Origin of the sequence: Pseudomonas sp. J452, assembly GCF_024666525.1 — a bacterium.
In the GTDB taxonomy this organism is placed as follows: Bacteria; Pseudomonadota; Gammaproteobacteria; order Pseudomonadales; family Pseudomonadaceae; genus Aquipseudomonas.
Genome location: NZ_CP088294.1, coordinates 20,757 through 34,352, shown reverse-complemented (window position 1 = coordinate 34,352; position 13,596 = coordinate 20,757). Strand labels below are relative to the sequence as shown.

11 protein-coding genes are annotated in these 13,596 nt (G+C 65.3%); 3 read left to right on the top strand and 8 right to left on the bottom strand.

The genetic code is table 11. The features are described from left to right. Positions 1-43: 43 nt before the first annotated feature. The 8 genes from LRS11_RS00125 to LRS11_RS00090 all read right to left on the bottom strand — a co-directional run bounded on the left by LRS11_RS00125 (position 44) and on the right by LRS11_RS00090 (position 10,869). Positions 44-1,375, bottom strand: a complete 1,332-nt coding sequence (locus LRS11_RS00125) for a DUF3426 domain-containing protein (RefSeq protein WP_260494993.1) — start codon at positions 1,373-1,375, stop codon at positions 44-46. 54 nt (positions 1,376-1,429) lie between these two features. Continuing rightward, positions 1,430-2,308: a 50S ribosomal protein L11 methyltransferase gene (prmA, locus tag LRS11_RS00120; RefSeq protein ID WP_260494992.1), complete on the bottom strand. Its 879-nt coding sequence runs from the start codon at positions 2,306-2,308 to the stop codon at positions 1,430-1,432. 317 nt (positions 2,309-2,625) lie between these two features. Continuing rightward, a complete protein-coding gene (accC, locus tag LRS11_RS00115) occupies positions 2,626-3,981 on the bottom strand; it encodes an acetyl-CoA carboxylase biotin carboxylase subunit (RefSeq protein ID WP_260494991.1) in 1,356 nt (451 codons plus the stop codon). 17 nt (positions 3,982-3,998) lie between these two features. Further along, positions 3,999-4,457, bottom strand: a complete 459-nt coding sequence (gene accB / locus LRS11_RS00110) for an acetyl-CoA carboxylase biotin carboxyl carrier protein (RefSeq protein ID WP_260494990.1) — start codon at positions 4,455-4,457, stop codon at positions 3,999-4,001. Between the two features lie 27 nt (positions 4,458-4,484). Then, positions 4,485-4,928, bottom strand: coding sequence for a type II 3-dehydroquinate dehydratase (gene aroQ, locus LRS11_RS00105; protein WP_173203788.1), 444 nt, complete (start codon positions 4,926-4,928; stop codon positions 4,485-4,487). 115 nt (positions 4,929-5,043) lie between these two features. Beyond that, entirely contained in the window at positions 5,044-6,852 is a 1,809-nt protein-coding gene (gene dsbD, locus LRS11_RS00100) for a protein-disulfide reductase DsbD (RefSeq protein ID WP_260494989.1), read from the bottom strand. A 338-nt stretch (positions 6,853-7,190) separates the two neighbouring features. After that, positions 7,191-8,084: a methyl-accepting chemotaxis protein gene (locus tag LRS11_RS22375; RefSeq protein WP_409519830.1), complete on the bottom strand. Its 894-nt coding sequence runs from the start codon at positions 8,082-8,084 to the stop codon at positions 7,191-7,193. Between the two features lie 1,168 nt (positions 8,085-9,252). Further along, entirely contained in the window at positions 9,253-10,869 is a 1,617-nt protein-coding gene (locus tag LRS11_RS00090; protein ID WP_260494987.1) for a PleD family two-component system response regulator, read from the bottom strand. A gap of 251 nt (positions 10,870-11,120) precedes the next feature. Here LRS11_RS00090 and LRS11_RS00085 point away from each other — a divergent pair, with 251 nt between their 5' ends. The 3 genes from LRS11_RS00085 (at position 11,121) to LRS11_RS00075 (ending at position 13,508) form a co-directional block, all read left to right on the top strand. After that, positions 11,121-12,188 carry a DUF2333 family protein gene (locus LRS11_RS00085; protein ID WP_260494986.1) on the top strand — a complete coding sequence of 356 codons (1,068 nt, stop codon included), beginning with the start codon at positions 11,121-11,123 and terminating at the stop codon, positions 12,186-12,188. Between the two features lie 72 nt (positions 12,189-12,260). Continuing rightward, complete coding sequence (locus LRS11_RS00080) at positions 12,261-12,794, top strand: NUDIX hydrolase (RefSeq protein WP_260494985.1); 534 nt, start codon at positions 12,261-12,263, stop codon at positions 12,792-12,794. Between the two features lie 342 nt (positions 12,795-13,136). Next, positions 13,137-13,508: a translation initiation factor Sui1 gene (locus tag LRS11_RS00075; RefSeq protein WP_260494984.1), complete on the top strand. Its 372-nt coding sequence runs from the start codon at positions 13,137-13,139 to the stop codon at positions 13,506-13,508. Positions 13,509-13,596 lie beyond the last annotated feature (88 nt).

Below are 13,596 nucleotides of genomic sequence, written 5' to 3'. Positions count from 1 at the left end.
TCTTGGACACCCTGCAAGTGCCGGAAATCCGGCGCCTGCAGGCTTATTCCGGGGAGTGGAAGCTGAGGCTGTAGTTGACCGCCTTGGCACCTGGGTCGAGGATTTCCAGGGACACGTGGATCGGCGTCTGCGGCGGCATTTCCGCCTGGCCGGCGAGCTCGCCGCCGAGGTATTCACCCGGCTTGAAGCGACGACTGGCCAGCAGCTGACCGTTGAGGTCGGCGAAGCGCAGTTCCAGCAGCGGGAAGGGCTGGGCGAAGGGTGCGCGGTTGTAGATGATCGCGTCGACCACCAGCGAATCGCGGAATTCCGGATGGCTGCGCACCACCAGGTTGCTGCTCTTGATCTGCTCGATATCGACCTTGGATGGCAGCACGCAGCCGAGTTCCGGGCACAGCTGCTCGAACCAGGGACGGTACTGGTCCTGGCGCGCCAGTTCCTCGAAGTGATAGGTCACGTACTGGGTCGTCAGGGCGCCGGCGGCCAGCAGGTTCAGCAGGCCCCAGGCGATCCAGCGGCCCCAGGGCTTCCTGGCCTGCTGCCAGTCGAGTTGCAGGGGTTCGTCTTCCAGGCTCAGCAGGCTGTCATCGCGCAGGGCCGGCTCACTGCGCTCGGGTTTGCCGGGCAGGTTGGCGGGCGGAGCGTAGTCGGCGTCGGCGACTTCTTCGATGCGCTCTTCGTCGGCATCAACGCTGTCGTCTGGTTCGTCGCGCAGGGCATGCAGGCTGGGCTCCTGGCGCTCTTCTGGAACGGCCGGCGCTGGTGTCGGCTCGACTGACGGCTGTGGCTCGGCGGCGGCTGGCGGGCGAAATACCGGCTGCGGCTTGGCGGGCTTGTCCTCGCGCAGCAGGGACTCGGCCCAGTCTTCGTCATGCGGGTCGCGGGTCTCGCTCGGCGCCTTGAGCAGCTCGGCGCTGTTACCAGCGGCCGGCTTGAGGGCGACGAAGGCCTGGGACAGCTGCATTTCCTGCTCTTCGAGCTTGGCCAGCTCCTCGTCGAGGTCGAGGCTGTCGAGATCGAGGTCGTCGTGGATCCACAGGGTGTCGACCGGCTGCTTGTCCGCTGTGGCCGGCTTATTCAGGCTGGCCGTCGGCGCTGGCGCTGGAGCGCGCTCGGGAACGGGCTTGCTCGCTGGTGGCATGCTGGGTGCAGCGGCTGGGCTCGGGGCTGCGGCTTGCGGGCGTGCCGGTGCACTGGGTTGCGGTGCTACGGGCTTGCTGGCGCGCGTCTGGTCGACCAGCAGTTGCTGGGCCGCATTGAACACGTGCATGCAGGCGCCACACCGCACCGCACCATGTGCCGCACCCAACTGGGCGCGGTTGATGCGGAAACTGGTGCGGCAATGGGGGCACTGAGTGACAAAACTGTCGGTCATGCGGCGATCCGTGCAAAGCGAGGCGCTAGTTTACTCAAGCTCGTACAGGCGCTACTAGCGCTTGACCCCGCTAATCCGTACCCAGCCATCCTTGATCGCGGTTGGATCGAGGATGAAGGCGTCCTGATAGGCGGCGCGCACTTCGTCGGCCTGCTCGGCAAGAATGCCGGACAGCGCCAGGCGCCCGCCTGCCTTGACCAGGCTGCTGATCTGCGGCGCCAGCGACACCAGCGGGCCGGCGAGAATATTGGCCACCACCACATCGGCCGGTTGCTGCGGCAGGTCGGCGGGCAGGTAGACCGGGAAACGGGCCGGGTCGATGCCATTGCGCGAGGCGTTGTCGCGCGAGGCTTCCAGGGCCTGGATGTCGATATCGGTGCCGACCGCCTGGGGCGCGCCGAGCAGCAGGGCGGCGATGGCGAGGATGCCGGAGCCGCAACCGAAATCCAGTACGTCGCAGCCGCTGAGATCCTGGCCGTCCAGCCATTCCAGGCACAGGGCGGTGGTCGGGTGGGTGCCGGTACCGAAGGCCAGGCCGGGGTCGAGCAGCAGGTTGACTGCCTCCGGCTCCGGTGCGGCGTGCCAGCTCGGCACGATCCACAGGCGCTGGCCGAAGCGCATCGGCTGGAAGTTGTCCATCCAGCTGCGCTCCCAGTCCTGGTCGGCAATGTGCTCGATCTGGTGCTCGGGCAATGCGGCGCCAGTCAGCAGCTCCAGGTGGGCGATCAGGTTGACCGGGTCGGTATCGGCTTCGAACAGCGCCAGCAGGTGGGTGTGCGACCACAGTGGGGTGGTGCCCAGGTCTGGCTCGAAGATCGGCTGGTCTTCGGCATCCATGAAGGTCACCGAGACGGCACCGACACCGAGCAGGGCGTCTTCGTAGGTTTCCGCCTGATCCGGGGTGATGGCGAGACGGACTTGTAACCAGGGCATGGGAAACCTCGTGAACGTGGGGCGCTAGGTGCAATAGGGCGCGCAGCTTACTTGAACGCATGGGCATGCGGCCAGCGCAGGTGCCGGGCGGAAACGACAAGGGCCGCCCGTGGGCAGCCCTTGTCGTTGCATTTAGTCACGACCTTGCGAGCTAGAGCGAGACTAGGCAAAAACAACCGAGGAAGCGCAGTTTACTGCTGTAAATGAGCATGACTCGTTGCACTCGCCCTTCGGGTCGCGCTGAAGCGCGTTAGCCGCAAGCGGCTTGCCGAGGCTGTTTTTAACGCCGTATCGCCGACGCGCAGCAGGTCGTGGGCTTAGTGCTTATCCATACCCAGTTTCTTTTCCAGGTAGTGGATATTCACGCAGCCTTTATTGAAGCCCTTGTCGACCACCAGGTCACGGTGCAGCGGGATATTGGTCTTGATCCCGTCGACCACAATCTCGTCCAGGGCATTGCGCATGCGCGCCATGGCCTCGGCGCGATCCTTGCCGTAGGTGATCAGCTTGCCGATCAGCGAGTCGTAGTTCGGCGGTACCGCGTAGCCGCTGTACAGGTGCGAATCGACGCGTACACCGTTGCCACCCGGGGCGTGGTAGTGCTTGACCTTGCCCGGGCAGGGCATGAAGTTGTCCGGGTCTTCGGCGTTGATCCGGCACTCCAGGGCGTGACCGCGGATAACCACGTCGCTCTGCTTGATCGACAGCTTGTTGCCGGCGGCGATGCTGAGCATCTCCTTGACGATGTCGATGCCTGTGACCATCTCGGTGACCGGATGTTCGACCTGCACGCGGGTGTTCATCTCGATGAAGTAGAAACGGCCGTCTTCATAGAGGAACTCGAAGGTGCCGGCACCGCGGTAGCCGATCTCGATGCAGGCATCGACGCAGCGTTTCAGCACTTCGGTACGAGCCTTCTCGTCGATGCCCGGGGCTGGCGCTTCTTCCAGCACCTTCTGGTGACGGCGCTGCAGCGAGCAGTCGCGGTCGCCCAGATGCACGGCGTTGCCCTGGCCGTCGGAGAGCACCTGGACTTCCACATGACGCGGGTTGCCGAGGAACTTCTCCAGATAGACCATCGGGTTGCCGAACGCGGCACCGGCTTCGGTGCGGGTCAGCTTGGCCGATTTGATCAGGTCTTCTTCCTTGTGCACCACGCGCATGCCGCGACCACCGCCGCCGCCAGCGGCCTTGATGATCACCGGGTAGCCGACTTCGCGGGCAATGCGCAGGGCGGTTTCCTCGTCCTCCGGCAGCGGGCCGTCGGAACCGGGGACCACGGGGACGCCGGATTTGATCATGGCGGCCTTGGCGCACACCTTGTCGCCCATCAGGCGAATGGTGTCGGCTTTCGGGCCGATAAAGGCGAAGCCGGAGTTCTCCACCTGTTCGGCGAAGTCGGCGTTTTCCGCGAGGAAGCCGTAGCCCGGGTGAATCGCCGTGGCGCCGGTGACTTCGGCGGCGCTGATGATCGCCGGAATGTTCAGGTAGGACAGTGCGCCCGATGCCGGGCCAATGCAGACGGACTCGTCGGCCAGGCCCAGGTGCATCAGCTCACGGTCGGCGGTGGAGTGCACGGCCACCGTCTTGATGCCCAGCTCCTTGCAGGCGCGCAGGATGCGCAGGGCAATTTCGCCACGGTTGGCGATCAGGACTTTTTCCAGCTTCTGCATCACAGGCTCCCCGCGCATCAAACGATGGTGAACAGGGGTTGGTCGTATTCCACCGGCTGGTTGTTATCGACCAGGATGGATTCGATCACGCCGCTGGCTTCGGCCTCGATGTGGTTCATCATCTTCATCGCTTCGACGATGCACAGGATGTCGCCTTTCTTCACGCTCTGGCCGACTTCAACGAAGTTGCCGGAGGTCGGCGAGGCGGCGCGGTAGAAGGTGCCGACCATCGGCGAGCGGGCCACGGTGCCATTCAGCTTGGCGGCCACCGGAGCGGCTTCGGCGGCGACCGGAGCAGCGGCGGCAACCGGAGCGGCAACCGGCGCAGGAGCCGGGGCGTACATCGGCTGGGCATAGGCCGGCTGCTTGCTGTGACGGCTGATGCGCACGGACTCTTCGCCCTCGCGGATTTCCAGCTCGTCGATACCGGACTCTTCCAGCAGCTCGATCAGTTTTTTGACTTTACGGATATCCATAGCTTTGCAACTCCCAAGGTCAGGTCTTCAGGGGCGTTCTAATTGTTCCAGGGCAGCCTCCAGGGCCAGCCGATAACCGCTGGCGCCAAGGCCGCAGATCACTCCAACGGCTACGTCAGAAAAGTAGGAGTGATGGCGGAAGGCTTCACGTTTGTGCACGTTGGACAGGTGCACTTCGATGAATGGGATGCTTACCGCCAGCAGCGCGTCACGTAATGCGACACTGGTATGGGTGAAAGCCGCCGGATTTATCAGAATAAAGTCGACACCTTCGCCTTTTGCGGCGTGAATGCGCTCGATCAGCTCGTATTCGGCGTTGCTCTGCAGGTACAGCAGGTGGTGGCCGGCGGCGCGGGCGCGCTGCTCGAGATCCTGATTGATCTGGGCCAGGGTGGTGGCGCCGTAGACGCCGGGCTCGCGAGTGCCCAGCAGATTGAGATTGGGGCCGTGCAGCACCAGAAGGGTGGCCATGAATGCGTCCTTATTCTGTCCAATGGCCGGGACTATGCCGAAAGCGCTGCAGGCTGTCCAGTTGCCTGCAGTAGCCATCACGATGGCCGATTTTTGCGGCAGATAAATGACGTACTTACTGTTGGCGGCTGCCTGCGCGGTTTAGGCGTTCGGCGAAGTCGGCGGCGCTGATCTCTCCTACGACACGCAGATCGGCCCATTCGTCACCGTTGCCGGCAAAGAACAGGATCGCCGGCGGGCCGAACAGCTGGTAGCGATCGAGCAGGGCGCGCTGATCGGCGCGACTTTCCGTGATATCGAAGCGGATCAGCCGATAGGCGCCGAGTTGACGGGTCACCTCGGGGGCGGTCAGTACTTCGCGCTCGATCACCTTGCAGCTGATGCACCAGTCCGCGTACCAGTCCAGCAGCAGCGGCTGGCCGGCACTTTTCGCTGCGGCCAGGGCGGCATCTAGTTCGGCCGGGCTGCTGATGGTCTGCCAGCTGCTGCTGGCCGGAGCTTGTGTTTCGGCAGCCACGACGCCGGCGCTGCCGAGCGGGCGCAGCGGGTCGCTGTGGCCCTGCAGGGCGCCAACCCAGGCGACGATGGCATACACCAGCAGGGGCAGGCCGAGCACTTGTGCGACTTTCTGGTGGTGGGTTTTCGGCGTCAGCTCCAGTGCGCCGAGCCACAGGGCCACGCCGGCTGCCAGCAGGCCCCACAGGGCCAGGCTGACCGGGCCGGGCACGACACGCTCCAGCAGCCATATCGATACCGCCAGCAACAGGGCGCCGAACAGGTTGCGCACGCCGAGCATCCAGGCGCCGGATTTCGGCAGCAGGGCGCCACCGCCGACAGCGAACAGCACCAGCGGGGTGCCCATGCCCAGGCCCAGGGCCAGCAACTTGAGGCCACCACCGAGGGCGTCGCCGCTGGCGCTGATATACAGCAGGGCACCGGCCAGCGGCGCGGATACGCAGGGTGAGACCAGCAGGCTGGAGAGCACGCCGAGCGCGGCGGCGCTGAGCAGGGTGCCGCCATGCAGGCGCTGGCTCAGGCGCTGCAGCGGGCCGTCGACCGCCTGCGGCAGGCGCAATTCGAGGAAACCCAGGCTGGCGGCGGCGAACAGGGCGAAGAAGATCGCGAATGGCACCAGCACCCAGGGCGACTGCAGGCGCGCCTGCAGGTTGAGCTCGGCACCGAACAGGCCCATCAGCGCGCCGAGAATGGCGAAGCTGAGCGCCATCGGCAGCACGTAGGCCAGCGACAGCACCAGGCCACGCATGCCGCCTGGCTGGCCGCGCAGGACCACGCCGGTGAGGATCGGCAGCATCGGCAGTACGCAGGGGGTGAATGCCAGGCCCAGGCCACCAAGGAAGAACAGCGCCAGCTCCTTCCAGCTCCAGCCGGTCGCGCTGGCCGGGGCTGCGGTGGCGGTGCTGGAGGCTTCGCTGGTAGCGCTGGTCGGTGCTGGGCTGGCGGCTGCGCCGACTTCCAGGCGCGCGGTCTCCGGCGGATAGCACAGGCCCTTGTCGGCGCAGCCCTGGTAGGTAACGTGGACGCTGAAGGGCAGGTCGATGGGGTTGTCCAGCGGCAGCTCGATATCGGTGATGCCGTAGTACACCTCGACATCGCCGAAGTATTCGTCGTGCTTGGGCTGACCGCCCGGGATCACGGCCTCGCCCTTGGCCAGGTCGCTCGGCTCGATGCGGAACTTGAAGGCGTGCCGATAGAGGTAGTAACCCTCGGCGCCCACGAAGCGCAGTTTCAGCGCCGTCGGCGAGTTCTCTACCAAGCTCAGGCGGAAGGCTTCGCCTACCGGCAGGAAGTCGGCGCTGTTGTTCAGCGGCGCACCCAGGGGCGCGTCGGGCAGCTTGTCGAACAGGCCGGCGCTGGCCGGCAGGCTGAACAGCAGGAACAGAACGAGAGGCAACAAACGGCGCATGGCGGGCTCGCACGACGGACTTGGCGGGCATCATACCCAAGTCGGCGAGCCGACCCCAGGCGGCTGGTTGGCGCATAGGGTTAGCAGGCTGTTGAAAAACTACCTGCGTTGCCATCACGGCGTTAAAAACAGGCTCAAAATGCTCATTTACAGCTCGTAAACTGCGCTTTTTCGCCTTTTTTGCCTTGCGCTGGCTGCCTCGCCAACGTTTTTCAACAGCCTGCTAGTGGATGTTGCCGGCTGATGGACGGCGGCTTCGTGCGGGCAGGTCTATTGGTAGGGCGGGTGCAACCCGCGCTGGGCTCACCGCGGGTTGCACCCGCCCTACGTCTCGCCGCTCAGACGCGAAAGGCCTGCACCGCGGTGTTCAATTGTCCGCCTAGTTGCAACAGCTGTTCACCCTGCTGGCGGCCTTCGCCGATGCGCGCCAGGTTGTCGCCGCCGAGGCGGTGGATGCGTTCACTGTGGCCGCGGATTTCGCTGGCGGCGCCGCCTTGCTGGGCCGTGGCCTCGGCGATGCGCTCGGCCATGCTGGCGATAGTGCGGATCGCCCCGACCACTTCGTCCAGCGCGCCATCGGCCTGGGCCGCCTGGCCCGCGGTGGCCTCGGCATGCTCGACCTGGGCGCGCATGGCCGCTACCGACTGTTGCGCCGCCTGCTGCAGGCGCGCGATCAGTTGCTGGATCTCGTCGGTGGCGCCACTGGTGCGCTGGGCCAGCGAGCGTACCTCGTCGGCAACCACGGCGAAGCCGCGGCCCATCTCGCCGGCACGGGCGGCTTCGATGGCGGCGTTCAGCGCCAGCAGGTTGGTCTGCTCGGCCACGCCGCGGATCACCGTGAGCACCTGGCCGATGGTGGCGGTCTCGCTGGCTAGCTGTTCGATGGACTGGGCATTGCCCTGCACCTTGCCGACCAAGGCATGCAGGCCGGTGAGGCTCTGCTCGATCACCCGCTGGCCCTGTTCTGCCGCGCGGCTGGCGGCGCGGCTGGCATCGGCGGCCTGGCTGGCATCGTCGGCGACCTGGGCGATAGTGCCTTCCAACTCGCCGAGGGCATCGCGGATTTGTGCGGTATCGGCCAACTGGCGTTCGGCGCCACCGTGCAGGCCCTGGCTGATGTCGGCCAGGGTGCGGCTGCTGCCGGCGACTTGGGCGGCGTTGTGGTGGATGGTGCCGACCAGCTCGACCAGATAGCGGCGCAGGCGGTTCAGCGAGTCCTCGATATCGCGCATTTCGCGGGTCTGTGAGTTGAGCGCGATGTCGCTGGCGAAGTCGCCGGCGGCCCAGGTGCCCAGAGCCGGGGCCAGGCGTCCGAGAACATTGCTCAGGCGGCGCTGGATGCGGTCGATGGTCAGGGCAATCAGCAGGATCAGGCCGATCATCAGGCCCTGGATCAGGCGTACTTCGCCCTGGATGCGCCCGTGCTCGGCGCGCACCGCCGGCTCCAGGGCGGCCAATGCCTGCTGCAGGCCTTCGATCTTGGCCGTGCTGTCGAGTGCCAGCTGGTTGCGCTTCTCTATCAACTCGCGGGTGCGGCCCAGTTCGGCCGGGTAGCGCTTGAGCAGGCTGGCAAAGTCGCGTTTGAGGGCGATGCCGCGGTCTTCGGCCTGCTCCTGCTCGTCACTGTCGGCCAGGCCGAGCAGGGCGCCAAAACTGTTGCCGCTGGCTTCACTGCTGTCCGTCACACCCAGCAGCGGCAGGCTGTCGAGGGTGCTGGCCTGCTGGCTGAGGACGGCCAGTTCGCGCTCGACATCGGCGATCAGCTCGCTGCGCCCGCTGCTGACCAGCTTGCCACGGGCGTGGCTCAGACGGCTGAGGTGCTGGGCGGCCTTGAACAACGGCGCCTGATAACTGGCGGCAGTGCTGCTGGTGCTCTCGCGGGAATACTTTTCGAGCTGCTCGAGGGCGCCGCTGATTTCGCGCTCGGCCTGCAGCAGCAGGCCTTGCGGGTCGCCAGCGAGCTTGCCGGCGGCGAGCAGGTCGTTGGCGGTGAACTGGCTGAGTTCGGCCAGGCTCGGGCGCAGTTCATCGGCCAGTTGCGTGGGCAGGGCGTCGAGGTTCTGTTCCAGCTCGCTGATGGCCAGGCTGGCGGCGCTGTGGCGCAGGGCATCACCGCTGCCCAGGTAACGCTGGATGTTGTCGGCGACCTGGTGCTGGAACTGCTGCGACAGGTTGAGGTAGCGCTGCATTAGCAGGTAAGGGCGCTCCAGCGCCCGCTCCGACCACCAGAGCGTGGCGGCAAGAGCCAGGCAGGCGGTAACCAGCAGGGCGGTGGACAGATTGGTGAGCAGCTTGAGGCGCATGGTGGCGGCAACCGGAAGTCTGAAACGGTGCCGTCGAGGTTATTGCGGTTTGATTGCGACTTTGTGACAGCGTGACGTTCGTCACGCTCCGTGCCGCTTAGGCGAGATGGATTTCCACCCGGTTGCGCCCGCCATGCTTGGCCACGTACAGGGCTTCGTCGGCCTGTTTGGACAGCAGGTTGCTGTCCAGTTCGCCGCGCAGTTCGGCGATGCCGCAGCTGAAGGTGCAGGACAGGTCCTGGGGTTGCGCCGGGTAGACGATCTCGGCGAAGCGCTTGCGGATCTCGTCGAGCACCTTGGCGGCGGTGACCGCGTCGGTGTCCGGCAGGACCACGGCGAATTCCTCGCCGCCGTAGCGACCGATATGGTCGGTCTTGCGCAGGCGCTGCTTGAGGAACAACGCCAGGCTCTTGATCACCCGGTCGCCCATGGGGTGGCCGTAGGTGTCGTTGACCCGTTTGAAGTGGTCGATGTCGAGCATGGCGAAGCTCAGCGGCTGGCCGTCGCGACGGGCGCGGAAACGCGCATCCTCCAGCAGCTGCAGGGTGTGGGTGTGGTTGTACAGCCCGGTGAGGCTGTCACGCACCATGCGCGACCTGAGATTGCGCGCGCGGCTGGCGCGGTTGCGCACGGTGGCGATCAGGTGACGCGGCTTGATCGGCTTGGTGAGGAAATCGTCGCCGCCCTCGCTCATGGCGTCGAGCTGCTTGTCCAGGTCGTCCTCGGCGGACAGGTAGATGATCGGCACGCTGACATAGCGGTCATTGTGGCGGATCACCTTGGCCAGTTCCGGGCCGTTGCAGTCAGGCATGTACATGTCGAGGATGATCAGGTCCGGCTGGAAGTCGGCCAGCTCGGCCATCGCCTGGATCGGCTCGGTGAGGGTGCGGGTGACGATCCCGGCGCTGTTCAGCACGCGCTCGGTGTGGGTCGCCTGGGCCCGTGAGTCATCGATGATCAGCACCTTGTACGGGTCGTACTGGGAAACGTGGGTGAGCACCTCGATGCGCTCGATCAGGCTGGAGGCATCGAGGCTGCCAGTGAAGAATTCCTGGCCGCCGGCGCGTACGGCGGCCAGGCGCGTCGGCGTGTCGGTATCGGCGTGGCTGAAGAACAGCAGCGGCAGCTTCTGTTCCAGGCCCTGCTGGGCTTCGCTGGCCAGTTGCAGGCCGAGGCCGGGGCCAGCGAAGTCGACTTCCATGAGGATGGCCGCCGGATGGCGCTCGGTCATGGCGGCACGAAACGCATTGGCGCTGTCCAGGGCCTGGGCGGTGAGGCCGAAGAACTCCAGTTGCTGGGCCAGGCGCTCGGCACGCTCGTGATCCTGCAGGGCCAGGTACACCGGTTTGCGCAGCGGCGGCAGGAACGTCTGCTCGAACTGGTCGCCATGGCGCAGGCCGGTGCGTGACAGGCGCTGCATCAGTTGGTTGAGCTCGGTGATCAGTTGGCTGTTGAGGCGCCCGCGATTGGCCTCCACGGCGCTCAGGCAGTTGCCGATGCTGGCCGCCAGTTGCACATGCACGGCCTGCTCGAAACGTTCGGCGTAGCGCAGCAGGCCCAGGTTGGCCTCGACCAGTTCGGCCATGTCGACGGCATTCCACTCGGCCTGTTGCAGGCGTTGCCAGACTTCCAGAACCTGACGGGCCTGGTGGATGACGCGTTTGGCAAAGTGCTGCTTGAGACGGTCGCGGCTTGGGTCTTCTTGCTCGATCATGGCCTGCAGTCTTCTCGTGCCCTGGTAGGGCGGGATGATGGCCCCATGCTACCACTGGGGAACTGTGGTGCTACAACCGCCGATCATTTGGCGTCAACCTTCCATCTTTTGGCGCTTTTGCCCGCTTTGCGGGTACGGTAGCGCTCCGCAGCGCTGCGTTTGCGCCTAGGCTTCACTTATAGTGCAGGGCCGCCAGCTCCATGTCTGGGGTGTGGTTGGTAATTCGAGAAAGACGATTTAAGGATATGGCCATGCTGGATTGGAAGAAACGCACAGAAGACCTGCGCGGCAGCGTCGACGACTCGGTGGATGATGTTCGCAGCTATTTCGGTGGCCTGTGGCTGAGCCGCACCCTGGGCAGCCTGCTGGCTATTTATCTGCTGGCGGCGCTGGGCGTCGGCTGGTACTGGAGCCAGGAGCCCGCGCTGTTCCCGGTGCAGCAACATGCCCAGACGGCGGCCGAGAAGGCGCAGCGCAAGCTGGTGGCGGGCTACACCACGGTGGAAACCCTCAAGCAGGTATCCAGCACGCTGCTCAACAAGCCGGGTGGCTACCTGTCCAACGACATCGCGCCGCCCGGCCTGTGGCTGGACAACATGCCAGCCTGGGAGTACGGCGTGCTGGTCCAGGTGCGTGACCTGTCCCGCGCGCTGCGCAAGGATTTTGCCCGCTCGCAGTCGCAATCCACCGAGAGCACGCTTCTGGTCAGGGCCGAGCAGCGTTTTAACTTCGACAACAAGAGCTGGGCCCTGCCGGCCTCGGAAGCTGAATACGCCGAGGGCCTCAAATCGCTGGATCGCTACCTGGCGGCCTTGGCCGACCCGAGCCAGCAGAACGCACAGTTCTACGCTCGCGCCGACAACCTCAACAGCTGGCTGGGCGATGTCGCTACCCGCCTCGGTTCGCTGTCCCAGCGCCTGTCCGCCAGTGTCGGTCGAGTGCGCCTGAACACCGATCTGTCGGACAAGGCGCCGGTCGACGGTGAGGCCGTGCCGCTCAGCGAGGAGGAGGTGAAGACCCCCTGGCTGCAGATCGACAACGTGTTCTACGAAGCCCGTGGCCAGGCCTGGGCGCTGTCGCACATCCTGCGCGCCATCGAGGTGGACTTCGCCGACGTGCTGGCGAAGAAGAATGCCACCGTCAGCGTGCGGCAGATCATCCGCGAGCTGGAGGCGGCACAGGAGCCGCTGTGGAGCCCGATGGTGCTCAATGGCAGCGGCTACGGCGTGCTGGCCAACCACTCGCTGGTGATGGCCAACTACATCTCGCGCGCCAATGCGGCGATCATCGACTTGCGCACCCTGCTGACCCAAGGCTAAGGCATGTTTGCCTACGCGCTGTCGGATCGTGTCGTGCGCAGTCCATCCTGCAGCCTGACCGAGGGCTGAGGCATGCCGATCTCCGCCGAGGAAGCGGCGCACCGTGCCGCTTCCGATGCTGAACGCATTGCCTGGGTCGACGCGCAGGATTGCCTGCTCGGCAGCCTGCCGCGCGCCGAGCTGCGTGAGCGCGGGCTGATCGGTCGCGGCACCTTCATCCTGCTGTTCAATGCTGCCGGCGAGCTGTGCGTGCACCGGCGCACCCTGAGCAAGGCCATCTATCCCGGCTACTGGGATGTGGCGGCCGGCGGCATGGTGGGCGAGGGCGAGAGCTATGCCGAATCGGCCGCGCGCGAGCTGCAGGAGGAGCTGGGCATTGCCGGTGTCGAACTGCGCGAGCATGGGCGCTTCTTCTTCGATCAGCCGGACAATCGACTGTGGTGTGCGGTGTTCTCGGCGGTCTCCGATGCACCGCTGGTGCTGCAGCCGGAGGAAGTGCTGGAGGCGGTTTTCCTGCCGCTGCCGGAGGTGCTGCGTGAGGCCGAGAGCAAGCCCTTCTGCCCCGACTCGCTGCAGGCGCTGCGCAGTTACCTGGCCAATACCTGATGGTAGGAGCGAGCTCTGCTCGCGAAATGGCTGGGCGCAGAGCTTCGCGAGCAGAGCTCGCTCCTACATAAAGCATGCAGGCCTAGTCTTGCCTGGCTTTGTGCAGTTTTCTGGGCGTGCTTGTGCGAGATGCCGAACGAGGGCGGGCAAAGGTCGCCAATCCATCGATCATTGGCGCAATTACATACTTAGCAAGGCCAATCTTTGCCGTTACACTGCGCGACCTTTGAAGCCGGGTTCCCAGCCCGGTTGCGCTGCCCCTGCCAGAGTGGGGCTTCGCGGTCGATGCCTCAGGCACTTGTCGACCAGTCGCTATCCTGACCAACCCAAGAGGAAAAGCCGGTGGTCAAGAAAGCTTCGTCATTCTCCGCCTTGAGCGGTCTCGTCTATTCCACCGACAGCGGTCGGCACTGCCCCGACTGCAGCCAGCCGGTGGATGCCTGTATCTGCAAGCAGAGCCGGATTCCCGAAGGGGATGGTATCGCCCGTGTGCGCCGGGAAACCAAGGGCCGGGGTGGCAAGACGGTCACCACCATCAGCGGTGTGCCGCTAGCCGAAGAGCCGCTGAAAGAACTGGCCAGCGCGCTGAAGAAACGCTGCGGCTGCGGCGGCGGACTCAAGGATGGGGTCATCGAGATCCAGGGCGACATGGTCGACCTGCTCCTCGAAGAGCTCACCAAGCGTGGCTTCAAGGCCAAGAAATCCGGCGGCTGAGCCGGCGCCTCCTAAACTTCTCGATGGGGCAGTGGGTCCACTCTCCGTCATTCGTCATGATTCGCTTCTAACCTGTTGCTTGATCAGG

Excerpts from the sequence above, each read along its gene's own strand:
- LRS11_RS00125 (WP_260494993.1), bottom strand. The coding sequence starts at position 1,375 with ATGACCGACAGTTTTGTCACTCAGTGCCCCCATTGCCGCACCAGTTTC.
- prmA (WP_260494992.1), bottom strand. The coding sequence starts at position 2,308 with ATGCCCTGGTTACAAGTCCGTCTCGCCATCACCCCGGATCAGGCGGAA.
- accC (WP_260494991.1), bottom strand. The coding sequence starts at position 3,981 with ATGCAGAAGCTGGAAAAAGTCCTGATCGCCAACCGTGGCGAAATTGCC.
- accB (WP_260494990.1), bottom strand. The coding sequence starts at position 4,457 with ATGGATATCCGTAAAGTCAAAAAACTGATCGAGCTGCTGGAAGAGTCC.
- aroQ (WP_173203788.1), bottom strand. The coding sequence starts at position 4,928 with ATGGCCACCCTTCTGGTGCTGCACGGCCCCAATCTCAATCTGCTGGGC.
- dsbD (WP_260494989.1), bottom strand. The coding sequence starts at position 6,852 with ATGCGCCGTTTGTTGCCTCTCGTTCTGTTCCTGCTGTTCAGCCTGCCG.
- LRS11_RS22375 (WP_409519830.1), bottom strand. The coding sequence starts at position 8,084 with ATGCGCGATATCGAGGACTCGCTGAACCGCCTGCGCCGCTATCTGGTC.
- LRS11_RS00090 (WP_260494987.1), bottom strand. The coding sequence starts at position 10,869 with ATGATCGAGCAAGAAGACCCAAGCCGCGACCGTCTCAAGCAGCACTTT.
- LRS11_RS00085 (WP_260494986.1), top strand. The coding sequence starts at position 11,121 with ATGCTGGATTGGAAGAAACGCACAGAAGACCTGCGCGGCAGCGTCGAC.
- LRS11_RS00080 (WP_260494985.1), top strand. The coding sequence starts at position 12,261 with ATGCCGATCTCCGCCGAGGAAGCGGCGCACCGTGCCGCTTCCGATGCT.